20 protein-coding genes are annotated in these 22,764 nt (G+C 64.5%); 14 read left to right on the top strand and 6 right to left on the bottom strand.

Annotated elements, in window-relative coordinates; all coding sequences use genetic code 11:
- The first annotated feature begins 49 nt into the window (after nt 1-49).
- The 8 genes from ASD15_RS24605 to ASD15_RS24640 all read left to right on the top strand — a co-directional run bounded on the left by ASD15_RS24605 (nt 50) and on the right by ASD15_RS24640 (nt 11,641).
- Nucleotides 50-424, top strand: coding sequence for a KGG domain-containing protein (locus ASD15_RS24605; protein WP_057157669.1), 375 nt, complete (start codon nt 50-52; stop codon nt 422-424).
- A 231-nt stretch (nt 425-655) separates the two neighbouring features.
- Nucleotides 656-1,288 (top strand): PepSY-associated TM helix domain-containing protein, encoded by a 633-nt coding sequence (locus tag ASD15_RS24610; protein ID WP_057157670.1) that lies wholly within the window; start codon nt 656-658, stop codon nt 1,286-1,288.
- Between the two features lie 19 nt (nt 1,289-1,307).
- Complete coding sequence (locus ASD15_RS24615) at nt 1,308-1,820, top strand: DUF2271 domain-containing protein (protein WP_057157671.1); 513 nt, start codon at nt 1,308-1,310, stop codon at nt 1,818-1,820.
- A gap of 14 nt (nt 1,821-1,834) precedes the next feature.
- A complete protein-coding gene (locus ASD15_RS24620) occupies nt 1,835-2,653 on the top strand; it encodes a DUF4198 domain-containing protein (RefSeq protein WP_057157672.1) in 819 nt (272 codons plus the stop codon).
- Nucleotides 2,654-2,762: 109 nt separating this feature from the next.
- Complete coding sequence (locus ASD15_RS24625) at nt 2,763-3,851, top strand: FAD:protein FMN transferase (protein ID WP_057157673.1); 1,089 nt, start codon at nt 2,763-2,765, stop codon at nt 3,849-3,851.
- A 9-nt stretch (nt 3,852-3,860) separates the two neighbouring features.
- A complete protein-coding gene (locus ASD15_RS24630) occupies nt 3,861-5,225 on the top strand; it encodes a sulfite reductase subunit alpha (RefSeq protein ID WP_057157674.1) in 1,365 nt (454 codons plus the stop codon).
- A 434-nt stretch (nt 5,226-5,659) separates the two neighbouring features.
- Nucleotides 5,660-8,554 carry a TonB-dependent receptor domain-containing protein gene (locus ASD15_RS24635; RefSeq protein WP_057157675.1) on the top strand — a complete coding sequence of 965 codons (2,895 nt, stop codon included), beginning with the start codon at nt 5,660-5,662 and terminating at the stop codon, nt 8,552-8,554.
- Between the two features lie 336 nt (nt 8,555-8,890).
- Nucleotides 8,891-11,641, top strand: a complete 2,751-nt coding sequence (locus ASD15_RS24640; protein WP_057157676.1) for a TonB-dependent siderophore receptor — start codon at nt 8,891-8,893, stop codon at nt 11,639-11,641.
- 81 nt (nt 11,642-11,722) lie between these two features.
- Here the strand turns inward: ASD15_RS24640 and ASD15_RS24645 are convergent, their stop codons facing one another.
- From ASD15_RS24645 to ASD15_RS24670, 6 genes are all read right to left on the bottom strand, one after another.
- Nucleotides 11,723-12,997, bottom strand: a complete 1,275-nt coding sequence (locus tag ASD15_RS24645; RefSeq protein WP_057157677.1) for a DUF2325 domain-containing protein — start codon at nt 12,995-12,997, stop codon at nt 11,723-11,725.
- Nucleotides 12,998-13,006: 9 nt separating this feature from the next.
- On the bottom strand, nt 13,007-13,342 hold the full coding sequence (locus ASD15_RS24650; RefSeq protein WP_057157678.1) for a hypothetical protein: 336 nt from the start codon (nt 13,340-13,342) through the stop codon (nt 13,007-13,009).
- A 92-nt stretch (nt 13,343-13,434) separates the two neighbouring features.
- On the bottom strand, nt 13,435-13,629 hold the full coding sequence (gene hemP, locus ASD15_RS24655) for a hemin uptake protein HemP (RefSeq protein WP_057157679.1): 195 nt from the start codon (nt 13,627-13,629) through the stop codon (nt 13,435-13,437).
- A gap of 149 nt (nt 13,630-13,778) precedes the next feature.
- On the bottom strand, nt 13,779-14,720 hold the full coding sequence (locus ASD15_RS24660; RefSeq protein ID WP_082552124.1) for a Crp/Fnr family transcriptional regulator: 942 nt from the start codon (nt 14,718-14,720) through the stop codon (nt 13,779-13,781).
- Between the two features lie 137 nt (nt 14,721-14,857).
- Nucleotides 14,858-15,502, bottom strand: a complete 645-nt coding sequence (locus ASD15_RS24665) for a response regulator transcription factor (protein WP_057157680.1) — start codon at nt 15,500-15,502, stop codon at nt 14,858-14,860.
- Nucleotides 15,503-15,569: 67 nt separating this feature from the next.
- Complete coding sequence (locus ASD15_RS24670; RefSeq protein WP_057157681.1) at nt 15,570-16,037, bottom strand: universal stress protein; 468 nt, start codon at nt 16,035-16,037, stop codon at nt 15,570-15,572.
- Between the two features lie 416 nt (nt 16,038-16,453).
- Between ASD15_RS24670 and ASD15_RS24675 the strand changes: the two genes are divergently transcribed.
- The 6 genes from ASD15_RS24675 to leuB all read left to right on the top strand — a co-directional run bounded on the left by ASD15_RS24675 (nt 16,454) and on the right by leuB (nt 22,731).
- The gene (locus tag ASD15_RS24675) at nt 16,454-17,290 is read left to right on the top strand and encodes a protein phosphatase CheZ (protein ID WP_057157682.1); all 837 of its coding nucleotides are present in this window, start codon (nt 16,454-16,456) and stop codon (nt 17,288-17,290) included.
- Nucleotides 17,290-19,182 carry a chemotaxis protein CheA gene (locus ASD15_RS24680; protein ID WP_057157683.1) on the top strand — a complete coding sequence of 631 codons (1,893 nt, stop codon included), beginning with the start codon at nt 17,290-17,292 and terminating at the stop codon, nt 19,180-19,182. The genes ASD15_RS24675 and ASD15_RS24680 overlap by 1 nt, the downstream gene beginning before the upstream one ends.
- Before the next feature lie 185 nt (nt 19,183-19,367).
- A complete protein-coding gene (gene leuC, locus ASD15_RS24685) occupies nt 19,368-20,771 on the top strand; it encodes a 3-isopropylmalate dehydratase large subunit (RefSeq protein WP_057157684.1) in 1,404 nt (467 codons plus the stop codon).
- A 32-nt stretch (nt 20,772-20,803) separates the two neighbouring features.
- On the top strand, nt 20,804-20,938 hold the full coding sequence (locus ASD15_RS33410) for an entericidin A/B family lipoprotein (protein WP_157201136.1): 135 nt from the start codon (nt 20,804-20,806) through the stop codon (nt 20,936-20,938).
- 62 nt (nt 20,939-21,000) lie between these two features.
- Nucleotides 21,001-21,648: a 3-isopropylmalate dehydratase small subunit gene (leuD, locus tag ASD15_RS24690; protein WP_057157753.1), complete on the top strand. Its 648-nt coding sequence runs from the start codon at nt 21,001-21,003 to the stop codon at nt 21,646-21,648.
- A gap of 9 nt (nt 21,649-21,657) precedes the next feature.
- Nucleotides 21,658-22,731 carry a 3-isopropylmalate dehydrogenase gene (leuB, locus tag ASD15_RS24695; protein ID WP_057157685.1) on the top strand — a complete coding sequence of 358 codons (1,074 nt, stop codon included), beginning with the start codon at nt 21,658-21,660 and terminating at the stop codon, nt 22,729-22,731.
- Nucleotides 22,732-22,764: the final 33 nt, after the last annotated feature.

Genomic DNA, 22,764 nt, shown 5'->3' on the forward strand with positions numbered 1-22,764 from the left:
AAATCATTGCACTACCATGAGTTTCCCTATCCATTTCAAGGAGACTATCATGGCTTCATCGAATCAAGGCAAGGATCAGGACAACAAAGGCTCGCAGGCCAGCAACCAGGGCGCTAGCCAGGGTAGCAAACAAAGCAGCTCGCAATCGAGCAAGCAAAGCGGCGACACCAGCAACCGCGGTTTCGCGTCGATGGATCCGGAGCGCCAGCGTGAAATCGCAGCCGAAGGCGGCCGCGCTGCTCACGAAAAAGGCACCGCCCACGAGTTTACTTCGGAAGAGGCCCGCCGCGCTGGCAGCATGAGCCACAAGAACGACCAGAGCAGCCAAAGCAGCTCGGGCAGTTCGCGTAGCGGCGCTGGCGGCGGCAACGAGGGCAGCAGCAACCAGGGCGGCTCGCGTGGCGGCTCCGGCGGTAACCGCTAACGGCAAGTCTGACCAGCAAAGCCGTTTCAAGAATATCCTGATTCATACTTAGCCCTGCCTGGCTCCGGTGCACCGGAGCCAGGCAGTTCTTTTTTGGGCAACCGCTTGGCGTGTGTAACCAGAGTGCAAAGGAACATATCGTAATGTAACAAGTTCATTGTCGTGATTGACTCCGCAAATGATAATCATTATCATTCTCAGTCTCTCCAGTCACTATCATGAAAGCATACAGTGAGCGCACCCTCCAATGCCGGCCGAGCCTTGTGGCTGAAGAACCTGCACCAATGGCATTGGATCAGCTCCGCACTGTGCCTGCTGGGCATGTTCTTGTTCAGCATTACCGGCATCACGCTAAACCACGCGTCTCAGATCGAAGCCAAGCCCAGCGTGGTGCGCAAGCAGGCCGAGGCGCCCGCCGCGCTCACGGCCGAGCTGAAAAAGTTCGCCGAGGCCAACGACGGCGAAAAAGCGCCGCTGCCCGCCGCCGCCGAACGCTGGCTGCGCGACACCTGGTCGGTCAAGGCGGGCGGACGCAGCGCCGAATGGTCGGTGGACGAGGTCTACCTGCCGCTGCCCAAGGCCGGCGGCGACGCGTGGGTGCGCATCGGCCTGGAGGACGGGGCCGCCGAATTCGAGAATACCGACCGTGGCTGGGTGTCCTGGCTGAACGATGTCCACAAGGGCCGCAATACCGGCGCGGCGTGGAACTGGTTTATCGACATTTTCGCCGGCGCCTGCCTGGTGTTTTGCATCACCGGCCTGCTGATCCTGAAATTCCACGCCGCCAACCGGCCGTTTACCTGGCCGATGGTCGGACTGGGCATCCTGATTCCTTTTGTCATCGCACTGCTGTTCATCCACTAATAAGAAATAAGGGCACCCCATGAAATTACGCTACTCCATCGCTGCCGCCATTCCCCTGCTCAGCGCCCAGGCCATGGCGGCCGACCTGGCACTCAAGCTGGAAATCCCGCAACTGAACGTGGCTGAATACCACCGCCCGTACATTGCGGCGTGGCTGGAAAACGCGGACCAGAAAGTGGTGGCCAACCTGGCCGTGCTGTACGACACCAAGAAGAAGGACAACGCCGGCACCAAGTGGCTCAAGGACATGCGCCAGTGGTGGCGCAAGAGCGGCCGCGACCTGGCCATGCCGATGGACGGCGTGAGCGGCGCGACCAAGTCGCCGGGCGAACACACGCTGAATTTCCCGCTGTCGAAGGACGGCCTGGACAAGCTGCCGGCCGGCCAGTACCACCTGCTGGTGGAAGTGTCGCGCGAAGCGGGCGGCCGCGAAGTGGTGAAGGTGCCGCTGACCTGGCCGCTGAAGCCGGCGCAAGTGGCCAGCACCAAGGGCAAGGAAGAAGTCGGCACTGTTGCCGTTCAACTCAAATAATAAGAGACCGCTCCATGAAACCTAGCAAATTGTTGTTGGCCGCCGCGCTGGCCGGCCTGGCCCTGAACGCCTCCGCCCACAAGCCGTGGCTGCTGCCGTCGTCCTCGCTGGTGGACGCGAAAGAGCCGTGGGTGACGGTGGACGCCGCCATCTCCGAAGGCTTGTTCGACATCGACCACGTGCCGCTGAAACTGGACGCCATCGTGGTGACCGGCCCGGACGGCGCCAAGGTGGACTTGCAGAACGCCAGCACCGGCCGCCTGCGCAGCACCTTCGACGTGAAGATGGGCAAGCCCGGCACCTACCGTATCGCCATGGTGCAGCAGAACGTCTCCGGCAGCTACAAGCTGAACGGCGAGATGAAGCGTTTCCGCGGCACGGAAGACACCCTGGCCAAGGACGTGCCGGCCGATGCGCAGGAAGTCAAGCTGACCCGCACCGCCAGCCGCCTGGAGACGTTCGTGTCGGCCAATTCGACCGACATGGCCGTGTTCAAGCCTAGCGGCGTGGGCCTGGAAATGGTGCCGGTGACGCACCCGAACGACCTGCGCGCGGGCGAGAAGGCCACCTGGCGTTTCCTGCTGGACGGCAAGCCGGCGGCCAACCAGGCATTCAGCCTGATCCCCGGCGGCGTGAAATACCGCGGCACGCTGGGCGAAGTGCGCCACGTTACCGACGCCAAGGGGGAGATCACGTTCACGCTGCCGGAAGCCAATATGTACCTGGTGACCGCCAGCTGGCCAGCCGCCGCCGCACCGGCGCCCGGCCAGCCGCCGCAAATGCCGCCGCGCCGCGCCACCTACGGCGCCACCGTGGAAGTGCTGCCACAGTAAGCCCAACCGGCCTGAGCCGCATCCCCCCACTTCGGGGTCTGACCCCGAAGTGGGGGGGATGCGGCTCAGCTTGCCTTATTTTGTGGCGGCCTCGGGCCGCCGTTTTCCTATGCGCCGCATCCTTTTACCGCAGCAGATTTCCGAGGTGGCGCCACCCAGGGGCAGTGCCGTCCACCGGCTTGGCGGCCTGAGCATGGGCACCAGCTGGACCGTTCTGGTTGCGGGCGCGGCAGTGCCGCAGCAACTCCAGGCATCGCTGCAGCAACAGCTCGACAGCGTGGTGGCCGAAATGAGCCACTGGGAGGCCGAGTCGGACCTGGGGCGCTACAACCGCGCCCCGCCCGGCAGCTGGCTGCCACTGCCGCCGGCATGCTTCGATGTGCTGTCGTTTGCCATGCAGGTGGCGCACCTGTCCGGCGGGGCTTACGATCCGTGCGCCGGCGCCATCGTTAACGCCTGGGGCTTCGGCCCCAGCGGCCGGCACGACCAGCCCGGCTTTGTTGCGCCGAGCGCGGCGCGCATCGCAGAACTGCGCGCCGCGCGCGCGGCGCAGCGGCTGCTGCTGGCGCCCCCGCCCGAGGTGCCGGGTACTGCGCGGGCGGGCGGCGGGCGGGCCTATCAGCCCGGCGGCGTCCAGCTCGACTTGTCGGCCGTGGCCAAGGGCTACAGCGTGGACCGCCTGGCGCATTGCCTGACTGCGCATGGCTTGCAGCACTTCCTGGTGGAGGTAGGCGGCGAACTGCGCGGCGCAGGCCTGAAGCCGGACGGCCAGCCGTGGTGGGTGGCGCTGGAGCAGCCGCCCGCCGCGCCGGGCGGCGCGATGGCGGGTGCGAGGATGGACGAAATCGCGCTGGCGCTGCACGGTTTGTCGGTGGCCACCTCGGGCGACTACCGGCGCTATTTCCTGCAAGGCGGCGAGCGCTTCGCCCACACCATCGACCCGCGCAGCGCGGCGCCGATCACTAACCGGCTGGCCTCCGTCACCGTGGTGCACCCACACTGCATGGCGGCCGACGCCTGGTCCACCGCGCTGACGGTGCTGGGGCCGGAGCAGGGCCTGGCGCTGGCCGAACGGCAGGGCCTGGCGGCCCGGTTCGTGCTGCGGTCCGGGCCGCACGGCCATGATGGCGGCGCCGAAACCGAAGGCTATACCGAATACCTGAGCAGCCAGATGCGCGGCATGCTGGATGATGAATAGAACCACGCAATGATACTGACCAACGATCCCCTGCGCCTGGCCCTGACCGCGGCCTGTTTCATCAGCTACGGCCTGGTGTGCCTGGCGCCCTGGCTGCGCCAGCGCCGCAAGCGCCGGGCGCACGCGGCCGGCGACGCCGCGGCCGCGCGGGCGCCGGGCTGGATCGTGGCCTATGCCAGCCAGACCGGCAGCGCGGAGGAACTGGCCGGCCAGACGCTGGAAACCCTGCGCCTGGCGGGCATTCCAGCGCGCTTGTGCGAGCTGTCGGCGCTGAAGGAAAAGGACCTGGCGGGCGCCGAGCGCATCCTGTTCCTGGTCAGCACCTACGGCGAGGGTGACGCGCCCGACGCGGCGGCCGCCTTCGCGGCCCGCATCATGACGCGCAGCCTGCCGCTGGCGCAATTGCACTACGCGGTGCTGGCGCTGGGAGACATGTCTTATGTTAATTATTGCGGCTTTGGCCGCGCGCTGGACCGGTGGCTGCAGGAGCAGGGCGCCAGCAGCCTGTTCGAACGGGTGGAGGTCAATTGCAACGCCGCGCCGGCCATCGCCGCGTGGCGCCAGCAATTGAGCCACCTGGCCGGCACCAGCGATGCGCCGGACTGGAGCGCGCCGGCCTTCGATGGCTGGCGCCTGGCCGCGCGCCGCCAGCTCAACCACGGCAGTGCCGGGGCGCCGATTTTCCACATCGAGCTGGAGCCGCTGCAGGGGGGCTTGCCCGACTGGCAGTCGGGCGACCTGGTGCAGGTGGCGGCGCCGTCCGATCCATCCCGCGCGCGCGAATATTCGATTGCGTCAGTGCCGTCCGACGGCCGGGTGCATCTGCTGGTGCGCTTGCACCTGCACGTGGACGGCAGCCACGGCCATGCCTCGGGCTGGCTGTGCATGCAGGCCCGGCCGGGCGACACGGTGCAGCTGCGGCTGCGCCAGCACCGCCGCTTCCGCCTGGAGGCCAACGCCGGCCGCCCGCTGATCCTGATCGGCAACGGCAGCGGCATTGCCGGCTTGCGCGGCCATTTGCGCACGCGCGCCCTGTCCGGCCAGGGGCGCAACTGGCTGCTGTTCGGCGAACGCCAGCTTGCCCATGATTTCCACTACCGCGAGGAAATCGCCGCCTGGCAGGCGGCAGGGCAGCTGCCCGCACTGGATTTGGCCTGGTCGCGCGACGGCGGGCCGCAGCGCTACGTGCAGGACCTGCTGCCGGCCCGCGCCCAGCAGCTGCACGCCTGGCTGGCGGACGGCGCGGCGATCTACGTGTGCGGCAGCCTGGAAGGCATGGCGGCCGGTGTCGATCAGGCGCTGGAGGCGTTGCTGGGCCGCCGCGCGCTCGATCGGCTGGCCGAGCAGGGCCGTTACCGGCGCGACGTCTATTGAGCGCTGTTCGGTGCTGATGGCGATTTTTCCCTTGGAATGGCGCGTCGCTGAACCGACTGGCTGTTGTTTTTTTGTAGAAATGTAACTAAGACTACGTTGTATTATGACATCGTTGCGTTCGGCATAAATATCATATGTATCTGCATATTCCGCCATCTTGTTGAGAATATGCGAATTTTGGCCGATTTTGCTGAATAAGATTCTTGAATTTTGGCAATATTCGACTTTTATGCTGAAAACGGCTCGCAAAGCATCTTTTTGTAAATCCGAGCCGTATCTCAGTTTTGTTTCCCCTTCATTGACATTCATCAACTCAGATGTTCAGATCGTTCCTTCGAAAAAACATTGCATCTTTCGAATAAGCCCTCGGTACAGATGGCACCGGTCAAAAAAGACCGGCATAGTTTTTGCACAACTCTACAGCGGAGAAACTTTTGAACAATAAATTAGTCCTGAAGCAAGGCGTACTCGCCATTGCCCTGGCGCTGGGCACGACCCAGTTCGCCATCGCTCAACAAGCTGCGGAAGCCCCGGTCACCAAGGTGTTCGTGACGGGTTCAAACATCAAGCGTTCCGACAAGGAAGGCTCGTCGCCGGTACAGACCGTGTCGGCCAAGCAGATCGCCGCCACCGGCGCCAACACCGTGGCCGAGCTGCTGCACTCGATTCCGGCCTTCGGCTCGGGCTCCTCGGTTGACGTGACCGACGGTGGTTTCTCCCGCGGCGCCGCTACCGCCTCGCTGCGCGGCCTGGGTTCGTCCTCGACCCTGGTGCTGCTGAACGGCCGCCGTATCGCCTCGTCCGCCTACGCCGACCCGAACCAGGGCAAATCGGCAGTGTACGACTTGAATTCGATCCCGCTGTCGGCCATCGAACGCGTTGAGATCTTCAAGGACGGCGCATCGGCCGTGTACGGTTCCGACGCGATCGCCGGCGTTATCAACTTCATCACCAAGACCGACTTCACCGGCGCCGAACTGTCGGCCAGCGTGTTCGCCAATGGCGACGGCGAGTTCGGCCGCAAGACCATCAACGGCCTGATCGGTTTCGGCGACCTGGACAAGGACCGCTTCAACGGCTTCGTCTCGTTCGACCTGTCCAAGCGCGACGCGACCAAGATCGCCGACGCCACCGGCGGCATCGACCAGGCAGCCTACAGCTACATCCAGGCCCGCCTGAACCCGTATTCGAGCAGCCTGACCGACCAGCCGTTCTACTACCGCGAGCGCACCCCGGGCGGCAAGAACTTCGCCACCACTTACGCGCTGCGCAATGACGTGATCAACCGCACCAACTGCGATCCGTCGCAGAAGCTGGTGGGCAGCATCGCCGACCACAACCTGACCGCGACCAGCGTGCTGGTGGGCCGCACCTTCTGCGGCTTCAACCTGAACGACTTCAATGAAGTGCAGAGTGCGGGCAAGGATGCGAACATCCTGTCGCGCGGCACCTTCAAGGTCAACGAATCGATGACCGCGTTCGCCGAAGCGTCCTACGCACGCTCCGAGCGCACCTACGCCGGTCCGCCGCGTACCGTGTCGACCACCGCGTCGGTCACCGTGTTCTCGGCCGACGGCAAAGCCGCTCAGCAGTTCCAGCCTATCCTGCCGATTGGCCATCCGGACAATCCGTTCACCGCAGCCAACGGCTTCACGCCGTCGCGCGCAGCGGTCGGCTTCCGCATGATGGGTCATCCAGGCGGCACCGATAACATCAACGAAACCTTCCGCGTGCTGGCCGGCCTGAAGGGCACCACCGGCATCTTCGACTGGGAAACCGGCGCCCTGTGGAACCGCACCGAGCGTACCGAGCACTACTTCAACATGATCTACCGCCCAGTGGTGGAGCGCCTGGTGACGGAAAACCGCACCATCGCCCAGACCATCGCGGATCCGAACTCGACCCGCAACCTGGAGAACAACGGTTTCTCGCAAGTGATGCAGATCGATGCCAAGGCGTCGACCACCATCGGCAAGCTGCCGGGCGGTGACATCGGCGTGGCATTCGGCGGCGAAGTGCGCCAGGAGAAAATCGGCCTGTCGCCGGACAAGGAAACCCAAGCCGGCAACATCGTTGGCCTGGCCAACTCGCTGGCGGACGGCCAGCGCAACGTGAAGTCCGCCTTCATCGAACTGCGCACCCCGTTCTTCAAGAACTTCGAGATGGACTTCGCCGGCCGTTACGACAAGTACCCGGCAGTGTCGAGCTTCGTGCCTAAAGTCGGCAGCAAGTGGACCGTGAGCGAGCAGCTTGCCGTGCGCGGTACCTATGCCCGTGGTTTCCGCGCCCCGGCGCTGACCCAGGTCTCGCCAGGCGGCGTGCAGTCGTTCCAGACCGTGACCGACACCGTGCGCTGCCCTGACGGCCAGCACCCGATCGGCAACGCCACCACGGCAGACTGCTCGAAGAGCATCTCCAGCCTGTCGGCAGCCAACCCGCTGCTGAAGCCTGAGAAATCGAAGTCCGCGTCGCTGGGCCTGATCCTGCAGCCGACCAAGAACCTGGACGTGCTGATCGACTTCTACAACATCAAGCTGCGTGACGAAACCGTTCTGCTGAGCGCGCAAGGCGTGGTGGACCACCCGAGCCAGTACCCAGGCGCGACCGTGGTGCGCGATACCAGCGCCGCCAACCAGCTGACGCTGGAAAACGGCACCGTGGTGCCGAACTCCGGTCCGATCCTGCAGGTGAACCGTTCCTACATCAACCAGGGCAGCACCGAAGTCGGTGGCGTGGACCTGGAAGTTACCCTGCGTCAATCGCTGGGCGACTGGGGCCGCCTGAGCAGCACGCTGAACTGGAGCTACCTGGCGACCTACAAGCGCGCCATGTTGCCTGGCGACACCGCGCACAACACCGCCGGTTCGAATGGCGGCCTGTCCGACTGGGCCATCTCGGCCGGCGACAATCCGCGCAACCGTGCTTCGTTCTCGACCAACTGGAGCTACGGCGTGCATAGCCTGACCGGCATCGTCGATTTCGTCGATCACGTGTCGCTGCTGCGCCGCTACGACAACGCCGACGTGTACCCAGTGGCGTACTGCCACTACGGCACCGGCCAGCCATCGTCCGCTTACCAGCTGGGCGGCCTGCCGAAGTACACCAGCTCGAACTGCGAAGTGGCAAGCTGGACCACCTTCGGCCTGAACTACTCGTACACCGGCGTGAAGAACCTGACCCTGTCCCTGAACATCAAGAACGTTCTGGACCGCAAAGCTCCTTACGACCCGCGCTACGGCACCGCCTCGCAGTTTGAAGGCTACAACACCCAGCTGCACAACGGCATGGGCCGCAACTTCCGCGTCACCGCGAAATACGCCTTCAAGTAATCCTTGACGGTGTAGCCAAGAGCCCCGCCGGCGCGAGCCGGCGGGGTTTTTTCATGCCTGCGGCACCGGCGTGCGTTGTGGAAATAAGACAAGTTGGTCCGGTTTCGGCGGAATTAGCGGAACTTAATTTGGTTTGGCTGAGGCCGCTCTGAATTATCTCCAATTCTCACTCTTTCTGTAACTTTTTGGCAATCTTGCTGTCGATTTTGCCATGACGTTGATGACCGTTGCATTACATAATCAGGTCTTCCGAGGGCAGGGCGGTTAACTTTTTGTAAAAATTACGTGCGTTTCGCACGTATCCCTTGCGTTGATCCACGATGACAGGAGTTGTGCATGGTTTTGAAAGAAAAAATTGGCGTGCGTTCGGTGCGTCTGGCATTTGCCGTGATGGCTGGTGCGGCCACCTTGGGCGGCAATGCTGTTGCTCAAGAGCAAATTCAGAAGGTTGAAATCACCGGTTCGGCCATCAAGCGCATCGCCGTGGAAGGCGCACTGCCGGTGCAGCGCCTGTCGTCCGAGCAGATCGCCAAGTCCGGCGCCACCACCGTGGCCGACCTGATCCAGGCGCTGCCTTCGATGCAAGGTTTCACCATCGACGCGATTGCCGCCGGCTCCAACTCCGGTGGCCGCGTGTCCGCCTCCATCCACGACCTGGGCGAGGACTACACGCTGGTGCTGCTGAATGGCCGCCGCGTCGCGCCGCAAGGCTCGGGCAGCACCATCAACCTGAACGCCATCCCGATGAGCGCGGTTGAGCGCGTGGAGATCCTGACCGACGGCGCTTCGGCCCTGTACGGCTCGGACGCCATCGCCGGCGTGATCAACTTCATCCTGAAGAAAAACCTGCAGGGCGGTTCGATCGAAGCCACCTACAGCCAGCCCGGCGAGAGCAGCGCCGGCACGCAGTCGAACATCAACGCCACCTACGGCTTCGGCGACCTGGAGAAGGACCGTTTCAACGTGATGGCCTCGTTCCGCCATGACGAGCGCAAGCAGGTCAAGGCGCTGGACCGCGATTTCGCCGACACCGCGTACATTCCATTTAGCAACAACGGCAACAACTACATCTACGACCGCACCAGCCCGGCAGCCATCCCGGCCAACGTGTCGGCCACCTTCAACTCCGGCGCCTCGCCGATCGGCTTCAATCCCTACCAGAAGAAGAACGGCAGCTGCGCGCCGATGAACCAGCTGGCGCTGAGCAACACCGCGCTGGTGCAGAACTGCGGCTTCGACTTCGTGCAGACCATTGAAATCGTGCCGGAGAACAAGCGCGACAGTTTCTTCGGCAAAGCCACCTTCAAGGCCACCGACAACCTGACCCTGTTCGCCGAAGCGGCGTACTCGCGCCTGGACCTGACCGCCCGCATCGCCCCGAACACCGCGTCGGTGTCGATCGCCAAGAACTCGGCGATGTACAACACCTACGTCAAGCCCTACATGACGGCCGCGCAGCACGCCGACGTCAAGGCCGTGACCGCCAGCTACCGCACCTACGACTGGGGTACCCGCGACAGCCAGACCATCACCGATTCGAAGAACCTGGTGCTGGGCGCGGAAGGCGAATTCGGCGCCTGGAACTTCGGCACCGGCCTGACCTGGTCGCAAAACGCGATCGATGAGCGCTATGTCGGCGGCTACGTGAAAAACGCGGAATTCCGCGACATGCTGGCCAAGAACCTGTTCGACCCCTTCCTGGGCATCGGCGCGCAGTCCGACGCGACCAAGCAGCTGATCGCCAACTCGGTCTACAAGGGTTCGATCCGCGATGCGTCGACCACGCTGAAAGGCATCGACGCCCGCGCGTCGCGCGAGCTGTTCGCCCTGCCGGGCGGTCCGGCCCAGATCGCACTGGGCGGCGACTACCGCAATTACCATTACGTGCAGACGCCGAACGCCACCAGCTCGGACATCTTCGGCTTTAGCGCGTCGCCGGCCTACGACCTGGAGCGCGCCAACTACGGCGTGTTCGCCGAGCTGGCCGCGCCGGTGCACAAGACCGTCGAGCTGACCGCCGCCGCCCGCTACGACACCTTCAACGCCGTCAAGAACGCGCTCGCCAAGCGCGACATGGGCTCGAAGGAATCGTCCAGCACCTACAAGGTGTCGGCACGCTGGCAGCCGACCCAGACCTTCCTGGCGCGCGGCTCCTACGGCACCGGCTTCAAGGCGCCTAGCATGCTCGATATCGGCCAGCCGCTGGTGGCGGCCGGCTTCACCGCCTCGTCGTGGGACTGCCCGGCCAACCTGAAGGCGGAAAACGCCGACTACTGCCAGGTGGGCAAGCGCCAGTACAACGTCATCTCGGGCGGCAATGAGAACCTGAAACCGGAGAAATCCAAGCAGTTCACCGTGGGCTTCCGCTACGAGCCGACCACGTCGTTCTCGGTGCAGGCCGACCTGTGGGACGTGAAAATGCGCGACGCGGTGTCCAGCGTGAGCGAGAATCAGATCTTCACCGATCCGGTCAAGTTCCGTGACCTGTTCACCACCTTCGTCGATCCGGGCAACAATCAGACCTACTGGGCCAAGAAGACCCTGTCGGTCAACATCGGCCAGACCCACAACCAGGGCGTGGACTGGGAAACCACTTACCGCCACCGCTTCGCGTTCGGCAACCTGACCAGCGTGCTGAACGGCACCTACCTGATCAAGTCCGACTACACCAAGGCGGGTACCTCGAACGAGTGGACCTCGAGCATGAACTACTTCGGCTCCAACGATAAAGTGGCGTTCCGCCACATTATCCGCCTGGCCACCACGCTGGACACCGGCAAGTTCTCGAACACGCTGACGGCCAACTACCGCAACGGCTACACCGATGCGGAAGCGGAAAGCCGCAACGTGGCGACCAACAAGCTGGAGAAATTCCGTCTGGAAGTGCCATCGCACCTGACGTTCGACTGGCAGGGCAAATGGCAGGTGAGCAAGCAGGTAGGCCTGCGCGCCGGCGTGAAGAACATCGCCGACCGCAACCCGCCGTTCTCGCTGCGCGCCTCGTCGGGCCACCAGGTTGGTTTCGATCCGCGCTATGCCGATCCGATGGGCCGCACCTTCTACATGACCGGTAACTACACCTTCTAATGTGGCGCCCGGCCGCGCTGCGGCCGGCGCGGTGAGCCATTCCGACAGAACACCCCGCCAGCGCAAGCCGGCGGGGTTTTTTTATGCCAGGTCGGCTTCTTCCAGGCCGCGCGCCAGGCTGGAGATGCTGGGGTTGTCGATGAACACGCAGCGCTTGCCGGTGCGCTTGCAGAAGTCCTTCACGCGCCAGTAGGCGCTATGGCTGATGCAGCCGGTCTGGCAGATCACCAGGTCGGCCGCAGCCAGGCTGGCTTCGAGCTTGTTGGCGTTGTCCTCCAGGCCGCCGTCGTGGTGGGCGAACTGCGCGCCCACGCGTTCGATCAGCGCGCGGTAGGTCGCCACGTTGCCGGTGCGCCCGCCCACGCACAGGATGCTGCGGTCGGCCAGCCGTTCCGGCATGCGCACCACGTGCTCGGTGAGGCCCGGTGCGCGCTGGGCCGGCGCGCCGGCTGAGGCGGCGTCGGCCGGGTGCGGCATGGGGTGCTGCGCCGGGTGGCCGTGCTGCCCCGCCGGGACCGGCGGCGCGGCATGGCTTGCCGCCGTGGCTTGCGCCGCCAGCGCGGCCTGCGCGCGCGTCAGTTCCTGTTTCAGTTCCGCCACCTGGTTGCGCAGGGCGCGCTCACGTTCGTCGACCTGGCTCAGGCGCTGCGCCAGGCGGTCGCGCGTGTCCAGGCCGGGAATCGAGGCGCGCAGCTGCTCCAGTTCATGGCGCAGCGAGTCGGCCAGGCTGTCGCGCCCCACCAACTGGGCGCGCAGCTGCATCAGCTGGCTGGCGTGCTGGTCCAGCTCGGCATTGCGCTCCAGTTGCATGGCGGCGTTGCGCTGTTGCAGCCGCGCCAGTTCGCGCGTCATGCGCGAGTTTTCCTCCAGCACGGCGTGGAAGCGCGTGATGTCGGCCCGCGCGCAGGCGCCGGCCTGGTGCTGCACCATGTGCAGGTCGCGGCACATCTGTTCTTCCAGCTCGGGCGTGCAGCGCGCGTGCGTCAGGCCGGCCCAGAAGGCGCCGGCCACGTCGCCGTTGGCCACGGCGAGGCGCCACAGCGCGGCCACCGCTTCGGTGTCCTTGGCGTTCTTGAAACGCAGCAGCACGCCGGCGTAGCGCCGTTCCAGTTCCTTCTGCAGCGCCTCGGACAGGCGGTTGCGGGCGCCGCATTCGGTGACCACGCCCACGTGCACCTCGTAGTCGTCGGCCACCACGGTGCCGCCGGTGATCTTGCCCACCAGCTTGCGCAGCGCGGCCAGTGGCATGCCCACGCCCACCAGCGGGCAGTGGCAGGCATGGCCCAGCTCCCACAGGCGGCGCCGGCGCGAGGTGTGCGCGGCCGGGGCCGCTTTTACTTGGTGTTTATCGCACATGCCGCCGCCTCACGCCGCCGGTTCGCCGGAGCGCGAGCGGGCCATCAGCCGCTCCAGGAAGTTGTGCTTTTCGCGCGCCGGCATGGACCGCTCGACCACCCCGGCCCATTGCTCGGACAACTGCTGGCAGGTGGCGCTCAGCACCGGCGCCAGTTCCGGCAGGCTGGCCAGCGCCTTCAGGTGGCGCTCGATGACGGACGCCAGTTTCAGGCAGGCGCCGCTTTCCCCGGCGTTGGCCGTGTAGTGCGACATCAGGTGCAGCACCGCAGACAGCATCAGCTCCGGGCGCTGGCCGCTCTGGTTGGTGGTCAGGAAGATAGGGTCGGTACGGTCGATGATGGCCATCAGGCACTCCTCGCAAGGTCAGGGTGGCTGGCTACCGCGGTGCGGATGGCTGGCGGGATGGTAGGGCGGTGTCGGGCCCGGCGCCGGAGCGCTCAGGCAGTCAGGATGAGCTTGCCGAGCTGGGTGATGCGCAGGCGGTAGACTTTGTTGCCGTGTTCGATTTCCACTTCGCGCTGATCCTGCATCAGGCCGGCGCTGGTGAGGCGGCGGACGGCGGGCGCGGGGCTGCGGACTGGAGCGGGGATGGCGGTGCCGGCCGGAGCCAGCGTGGTTTTGTCAGCATGCATATTGGTACACTCCATTAAATGAGAACGATTCGCATTTGCATTATTGTTCAAGGCTGCTTTATTTGCAAGAACAATTTGCGCGGAGTGCGGACAAGAAAAAAGGCCCGCCGGGAGGCGGGCCAAGCTGGGGTATTTCCTGCGAAAAATCGTCAGACTGCGGCGTACAGCGCCTGGCTGGCCGGCGCGGCTTGGACCGGGGCGGCGGGCGCGGTGACAGGCCCGGCGATGGGTGCGACCAGCGCGGCGGCAGCGCCGGCCGCCGCGGTAGCGGCGGCCGGCTTGGCGCGCCCGGCGCCGGGCTGGCGGCCGCGGGCGCGCGATGGCGGCAGGCGGCGCAGGTTTTTCAGCGCGTCCGGATCCTTGATGCCGATGGTGCGCTGGTCGACGCTGATCAGGCCCACTTCATTGAAGGCCGACAGCGTGCGGCTGACCGTTTCCAGGGTCAGCCCCAGGTAGCTGCCGATTTCGTGGCGCGTCATGCGCAGGTTGAACAGTTTGCTGGAGTAGCCCATTTGCGCGAAGCGGTCCGACAGTGCCACCAGGAAGCGCGCCACGCGGGCCTCGGCGCTGAGCGCGCCCAGCATGCCTATCATGGCTTGTTCGCGCACCAGTTCCCGGCTCATCACGCCGTACATCATGTTTTCCAACTCGATGTGGACCCGGCCCAGCGCGGCCAGCTTGCGGAACGGCAGCAGGATCAGGTCGCAGTCCGACAGCGCCACCGCCTCGGACGAATAGTGGCGGGTGTGGATGCCGTCCACGCCCATCATGTCGCCCTTCATCGGGAAGCTCAGCACCTGCTCGTTGCCGAACTCGTCGATCAGCACGGTTTTCAGAAAACCGGAGTTGACGATGTACAGCATGTCGAAGGGTTGGCCGATGGTGTGGATGCGCTGGCCGGTCTTGAATTGCACGTGTTGGAACAGCAGTTCTTCGGAATGGGCGAGGTTGACTGGAGGGATGTGCAGCAGTTCGCAGACTTCCTTCAGATTCGACCACAACCGGCCTTGGCGCTGGCGCCCGGCTTCCAGGCCGGACGGTGGCACCGCCGGCGCACCGGGGCGGAACTCGGTGATTTGCGTAGACTGCATGCTTTTCTCCCTGTAGCAGTTATGATCATCTGGCAACTTCTGATGTGTGATTTCAGTATGCCAACATGGTCTTGCCATAGATATCAGCCGAGGCTGATTGTGGGCGTAGGAGGATGCGCCCAGCCGTAGGAAAACTCCTACGATTTGAAAGGGGAGAGTAGCCGGTGGGCCACCGCGTACTGCACCATCTCCGAGAGGGAGTTCATGCCCATCTTCTGCATGATGCGGGTTTTGTGGGTGCTGACGGTCTTTACACTCAAATGCAAGCCATTGGCGATTTCCGTGATCGACTTGCCTGCCACCAGTAGCGAAAAAACCTCAAACTCGCGGTCCGACAGCTGTTTATGCAACAGGCTCTCGTTCGGCATCATGATGTTCAGGGCCAGCTGCTCGGCCACTTCGGTGCTGATGTAGGGCCGGCCGGCGGCCACGCGCCGGATCGCGCCCACCAGCTGGGTGCCGGCGCTCTCCTTGGTCAGGTAGCCCTGCGCGCCGGCGCGGATGGCGCGCACCGCGTATTGTTCTTCTTCGTGCATGGTCAGAATGAGGACGGCCAGCTTGGGCGCTTCGCTCTTGATCTGGCGGATCAGCTCGACCCCGCTGCGGCCCGGCATCGACAAATCCAGCAGCAGCAGGTCGAAGCCGCCCTGGCGGATATGGTTCAGTACGTCGAAGCCGTCGACGGCTTCGCCTACGATGTCGATGTCGGGAGCTCCGTCGAGGATGCGCTTGAGGCCTTCGCGCATAATGGTATGGTCGTCGGCAATGACAATTCTAATCATGGATTGCAGTGGTGTTGTTGCGGGGGGATGGATAACAGGGGCGGCGGCGCGCGCCGCCCGCTGTCGTTTAGTCTGGCAGCGGCTCTTTGAGCAGGCGGTGCACCAGCACCGGCAGCTTGGAGTGCGACAGGACCTTGTTGGTGACGCTGCCGAGCAGCAGCTGGCCCCAGCCGCTGCGGCCGTGCGAGCCCATGAAGATCAGGTCGCAGCCTTGCTGGGCCGCCACGTCGACGATTTTCAGCGCCGTGCTTTCGGCGAACGCCGTCATGCCCTGGCATTCCAGGCCTTTCTTGCGGCACGCGTCCAGGATGGGCAGCACGTGCTCGGCGCCGGCGCGCTGCATGGCGGCGCGGTATTCCTCTTCGCTGGGGTAGCTGGGCGGAATGATTTCCACATAAATCGGGTACTGGTACTCCGGCGCCACGAACAGCGCCAGCACTTCGGCTCCCATTTGCTGGGCGAACGACACGCCGGCACAGGCCGTCATTTTGGAAACAGCCGAGCCATCGGTGGTTATCAGGATTTTGCGGTACATATGCAGCTCCTTTTCTGTGAAATCCGCTTCGCTACACGGTGCCCATACTTCATTGTAGCCGCGATTCCGTCCATTGTTAGGAAGGAAAGACTTGATATTTATCAAGGAATATGTGGAGATTCCGCAAAAGCGGCATGCTGTCCTGGACGGCTTTTTTTCATTGCTGGGTGGTTTTTGTTCCTCTGGGGCATATCCGTGCATGGCCTGGCGATGTTAGTATCTCCAAATACAACACTAAACTTCGTTTTCGCCATGCCGCAGGGCAGGGCGCCCGCCTTTGCCTAGCCGGTGATTGAACAACCGGGCGGCGCCCTGCTACACTCGCGTAAGCGGTTTGAATATTGCCGGGCGTCATCACAACGGATGCCGCGGTGCGCAGCAAGCAGCAATTTGACAAATTATGGAGAAGCAGGGATATGACCAACGCCGCTGATGATTTCGACGCACTATTTGATGAAGTGTCCGCGCAACGCGCCACAGAACCGGCACCCGCCCCCGCCCCTTCCGCTGCTCCTGCCGCCTCCGCCGAGGATGACCTGGAGAGCCTGTTCGACGAAGTCTCCGCAGCCCGCCCGGCTCCGGCCGCCGTAGCGGCCGCGCCGGCCGCGCCCGCCGCTGCCGCGCCGGCCGCCGAGCACGCCGCCGTCGACCATGGCGACAACCCGATGTTTGAACGCCTGGGCGGCATTGTGCGCCTGCTGCACGACTCGCTGCGCGAATTGGGCTACGACAAGGCGCTGACCGAGGCGTCGGCCCAGATCGGCGACGCCCAGGACCGCCTGGAGTATGTCGCCACGCTGACTGAACAGGCCGCCAACAAGGTGCTCAACACGCTGGACGACGGCATGCCGGCGCAGGACGTGCTGTCCAAGCAGTCCAAGGAAATGGAAGACCGCTGGGCCGCGCTGTTCGCCGGCAAGCTCAGCCTGGACGAATTCAAGACCCTGGCGGGCGATTCGCGCGCCTTCGCGCAAGCCGTGTCGGCCGCCACCGAGGCGGAAAAAGCCCGCCTGCTGGAAATCATGATGGCGCAGGACTTCCAGGACATCACCGGCCAGCTCATCAAGAAAGTGGTGGGCATCACCAAGACGGTCGAAGCCGAACTGGCGCAGCTGTTGAAAGACAACGCCCCGACCGAAGTGCGCGAGAAGATTGCGCAGAAAGAGGTGTCGCTGATGTCCGGCCCATCCGCACCGGCGGTGGCGCTGAACCAGGACAGTGTCGATGATCTGCTTGCCGATCTGGGATTCTAATGGACGATATGCTCAAGGAGTTCGTCGTCGAGGCGATGGACCTGGCTGTAAATGTTGAAGAGAACCTGCTGCGCCTCGAACGCGATCCGGAAAACAAGGAAACGCTGAACGCGGTGTTCCGTGCCTTCCACACCATCAAGGGCGGGGCCGGCTTCATGAGCCTGGGCGCGCTGGTGTCGGCCTGCCACCTGACGGAAAACCTGTTCGACGCGCTGCGCACCGGCGCCGCGCCGGTGACGCCGATCGCCATCGAGGCGGCGCTGATGGCGTCCGGCTTCGTGGCCGACCAGCTTACCGAACTGAACAACGGCGGCGCGGCGGAAGACCTGCCGGCCATGCCGGCCGAACTGGAAGCGATCCTGAAGGACGCCATCGAAGGCAAGGCCGCTGCACCGGCCAAACCTGCCGCTGCCCCTGCCGCGCCTGCCGCCGCCCCCGCCGCCGTCCCTGCCGCCGCACCGGCCGGCGCCGCCTCGGCCGACGGCCTGGACTGGGAAGGCATGTATATCGCCGTGGTGCCGGAAGGCACGTACGCGCGCAGCGCACCGGCTGCCGCGCCGGCCCCGGCCGTATCCGAAGGCGTGGCCGCGGCCATCGTCGCTGCCGGCGGCACCCCGCCCGCGGCGCTGGCCGAAGTGCATGCCGATGCGCCTGCCGCCGCCCCGCGCGCCCGGCCGGAGCGCGACGACAAGGTGCACGCCGCGCCGGCCAAGGAAGAGAGCATCCGCATCGACGCGGTCAAGCTGGATGCGCTGCTGGAAGTGGCGGGCGAGTCGGTGCAGGCTGCCAACCAGGCCGCCGTGCTGCTGGAGCGCCTGCAGCAATTCAAATTCGAAGGCCAGGCCGCCAGCCTGATGTCGGCGCTGACCGAAACGCTGGAACGCGCCTCGCGCTACTCGAGCGAACTGCAGCGCGCCACGCTGGCTACCCGCATGCAGCCGGTGGGCCGTTTGTTCCAGAAATTCCCGCGCCTGGTGCGCGAGCTGGCGAAAGACCTGGGCAAGGAAGTCGAACTGACCATCGAAGGCGCGGAGACCGAAGTCGACCGCGTGGTGGTCGACAGCCTGTACGATCCGCTGGTGCACATGCTGCGCAACGCGCTCGACCATGGCGTGGAATCGCCCGACGTGCGGGTCGCCGCCGGCAAGCCGGCCAAGGCCTATATCTCGCTGAAAGCATGGCAGGAAGCCAACAGCGTCATGATCGTGCTGCAGGACGACGGCAAGGGCATGGACCCGATCGCGCTGCGCAAAAAAGCGGCGGAAAAGGGCTTGATCTCGCCATCTGCTAACATGACGGACGACGAATCGTATCAGCTGGTGTTCCTGCCAGGCTTTTCGACCAAGGAAGTGGCCTCCAGCGTGTCTGGCCGCGGCGTGGGCATGGACGTGGTGAAAACCGCCGTGGAAAAGAATCGCGGCGCCATCCACATCGACTCGACGCTGGGCAAGGGCACCAAGTTCGCCATCCGCCTGCCGATCGAGCTGTCGATCGTGCCGACCATGCTGGTGTCGACCTCGGGCGCGCTGCTGGCGCTGCCGATGGCCGTGGTGCAGCGCGTGGTCGAACTGCCGGAAGAGTTCATGGAAGTGGGCGGGGCGCCGGTGCTCAAGGACCAGGGCCGTCCGCTGCCGGTGCGCACGCTGGCCGGCGCGCTGGGCTACGCGCCCGCCTCGGAACGGGTGGGCATCGTGGTCAACGCGCCGCAGCCATACATCCTGGCGGTGGAAGCGGTCGACGGCACGGCCGACCTGGTCATTAAACCGATGACGGCGATTTCGGTCGAAGGCATTACCGGCACTGCGCGTTCCGCCGAGGGCGAACTGGTGCTAGTGGTGGGCCTATCGTTCCTGATGGACGGATGCAGGGGTAGTGTACGCATGGCGGCTTAAAACCCGCCGGCAGCAAGAAAACACAAAAGCCTGCGAGATCCGCAGGCTTTTTTTTCAAAGGGCGTCATAAAGGTGGATCGGAACCCTAAGCCGCATCGGCTCACGAGGCGGACAGACGGGCTTGGTTTTGCATTGCACAAATATGGCATAATCAAAGTGAAATTCTCACACGGGCAGTAGCAGCAATCATGAAGACGCTTTACGACAAACTCTGGGAATCCCATGTGGTGCGCACCGAAGACGACGGTACGTCCATTCTTTATATCGACCGCCACCTGGTGCACGAAGTGACCAGCCCGCAGGCCTTCGACGGCCTGCGCGCCGCCGGCCGCCAGCCGTGGCGCATTTCGGCCAACCTTGCCGTGGCCGACCATAACGTGCCGACCACCGACCGTTCGCACGGCATCGAAGATCCGACCTCGCGCCTGCAGGTCGAAACCCTGGACGCCAACACCAAGTCGGTCGGCATGACCTACTTCAACATGAACGACAAGCGCCAGGGCATCGTGCACGTGATCGGGCCGGAGCAGGGCGCCACCCTGCCGGGCATGACGGTGGTCTGCGGCGACTCGCACACCTCCACCCACGGCGCCTTCGGCGCGCTGGCGCACGGCATCGGCACCTCGGAAGTGGAGCACGTGCTGGCCACCCAGACCCTGCTGCAGAAGAAATCGAAAGCCATGCTGGTGCAGGTGGACGGCGCGCTGCCGGCCGGCGTGACCTCCAAGGACATCGTGCTGGCCATTATCGGCAAGATCGGCACCGCCGGCGGCAACGGCTACGCCATCGAGTTCGGCGGCTCGACCATCCGTGCGCTGTCGATGGAAGGGCGCATGACGGTCTGTAATATGGCGATCGAGGCCGGCGCGCGCGCCGGCATGGTCGCCGTCGACGACACCACCATCAACTACGTCAAGGGCCGCCCGTTCTCGCCCGCCGGACCGCACTGGGACCGCGCGGTGGCATACTGGCGCACGCTGCACTCGGACGCCGGCGCGAAATTCGATCTGGTGGTCACGCTCAACGCCGCCGAGATCAAGCCGCAGGTGACCTGGGGCACTTCGCCCGAGCAGGTGGTCTCGATCGACGGCCGTGTGCCGGACCCGGACCTGGAAAAAGACGCCGTCAAGCGCGACGCCATGGAAAAAGCCCTGGTGTACATGAACCTCAAGCCCAACACGGCCATCGAGGACATCCGCATCGACAAGGTCTTCATCGGCTCCTGCACCAATTCCCGCATCGAGGATTTGCGCGCGGCCGCCGCCGTGGTGCGCGGCAAGCAGCGCGCCTCCAACGTCAAGCTGGCGCTGGTGGTGCCGGGCTCCGGCCTGGTCAAGGAGCAGGCCGAGCGCGAAGGGCTGGATGCCATTTTCCGCGACGCCGGCTTTGAATGGCGCGAGCCGGGCTGCTCGATGTGCCTGGCCATGAACGCCGACCGCCTGGAACCGGGAGAGCGCTGCGCTTCGACCTCGAACCGCAACTTCGAAGGCCGCCAGGGCCAGGGCGGACGCACCCACCTGGTGTCGCCGGCCATGGCAGCGGCAGCCGGCATCGCCGGCCACTTCGTCGACGTGCGCAAAGTACACTGATTTGATTAATTTTTAGAATACGAGAGTCCCCCATGAAAACGCTATCCGCCCTGGCCGCTGCAGCCATCGTCGCCACCATCGTCCTGACCGGCTGCAACACCATTTCCGGCATCGGCAGGGACGTACAAAAGGTCGGCCAGGTCGTGACCGGCGCCGGCGGGAAATAATAGCAATGCATCCGGCCGCAGCGTCCCATCCTGCGCCGGCCTGCACATCGCAGAAAAACACCATGGAAAAATTTACGATCTACGAAGGACTGGTGGCCCCGCTTGACCGTGCCAACGTCGACACCGACGCCATCATCCCGAAGCAATTCCTGAAGTCCATCCACCGTACCGGCTTCGGCCCCAACCTGTTCGACGAGTGGCGCTACCTGGACCACGGCGAACCCGGCATGGACAACAGCAAGCGCCCGCTGAACCCGGACTTCGTGCTGAACCAGCCGCGCTACCAGGGCGCCTCCATCCTGCTGGCGCGCAAGAACTTCGGCTGCGGCTCCTCGCGCGAACACGCGCCGTGGGCGCTGGACCAGTACGGCTTCCGCGCCATCCTCGCGCCCAGCTTCGCCGACATCTTTTTCAACAATAGCTACAAAAGCGGCTTGCTGCCTATCGTATTGAGCGAGCAACAGATCGATCATCTGTTCAATGAAGTCAAGGCCTTCCCCGGTTACCGTCTGGTGGTGGATCTTGAGCAGCAGCGTATTTCAACGAGTAATGGCAGCGTCTCCTATCCCTTCGAGATCGACGCCTTCCGCAAATACTGCCTGATGAACGGGCTTGACGATATCGGCCTGACGCTGCGCCACGCAGACGACATCCGCGCCTTCGAAGAGCGTCATCTGGCGAACCAGCCCTGGCTGGCCAACGTCATTTAAGAACCCACCATGAAAATTGCAATCCTCCCGGGCGACGGCATCGGCCCGGAAATCGTGGCGCAGGCAGTCAAGGTACTGAATGTGCTGGACGAGAAATTCGAACTGGAAACCGCGCCGGTAGGCGGTGCAGGTTACGCCGCGCACGGCCACCCGCTGCCCGAAGGCACGCTGGCGCTGGCCAAGGCGGCCGACGCGGTGCTGTTCGGTGCCGTCGGCGACTACCAGTACGACGGCCTGGAACGCGCGCTGCGCCCGGAGCAGGCCATCCTCGGCCTGCGCAAGAACCTGGGCCTGTTCGCCAACCTGCGTCCGGCCATCCTCTACCCGGAACTGGCCGGCGCCTCCACGCTCAAGCCTGAAGTGGTGTCCGGCCTGGACATCCTGATCATCCGCGAACTGACCGGGGACATCTACTTCGGCCAGCCGCGCGGCGTGCGCGAGTGCCCGGACGGCCCGTTCAAGGGCCAGCGCGAAGGCTACGACACCATGCGCTACGCCGAAGGCGAAATCCGCCGCATCGCCCACGTGGCCTTCCAGGCCGCGCAAAAGCGCGACAAGCGCCTGACCAGCGTGGACAAGGCCAATGTGCTGGAAACCTTCCAGTTCTGGAAAGACATCGTCATCGACGTCCACAAGGAGTATCCGGACGTGGCGCTGGAGCACATGTACGTCGACAACGCCGCCATGCAGCTGGTGCGCGCGCCGAAGAAATTCGACGTCATCGTCACCGGCAATATGTTCGGCGACATCCTGTCGGACGCGGCGGCCATGCTGACCGGTTCGATCGGCATGCTGCCGTCGGCTTCGCTGGACGCCAACAACAAGGGCCTGTACGAGCCGTCGCATGGTTCCGCGCCGGACATCGCAGGCAAAGGCATCGCCAATCCGCTGGCGACCATCCTGTCCGCAGCCATGATGCTGCGCTTCTCGCTGAACCGCGCCGAGCAGGCCGAGCGCATCGAGAACGCCGTCAAGAAAGTGCTGTCGCAAGGCTTGCGCACCGTGGACATCTATGAAGCTGGCACCACGAAGGTCGGCACGGAACAAATGGGCGATGCCGTCGTGGCAGCGCTGGCAAACTAACAGCCTGGGGGCGGCCCGTCGGGTCTGACCCCC

The organism is Massilia sp. Root351 (genome assembly GCF_001425045.1).
Lineage (GTDB): Bacteria > Pseudomonadota > Gammaproteobacteria > Burkholderiales > Burkholderiaceae_D > Rugamonas.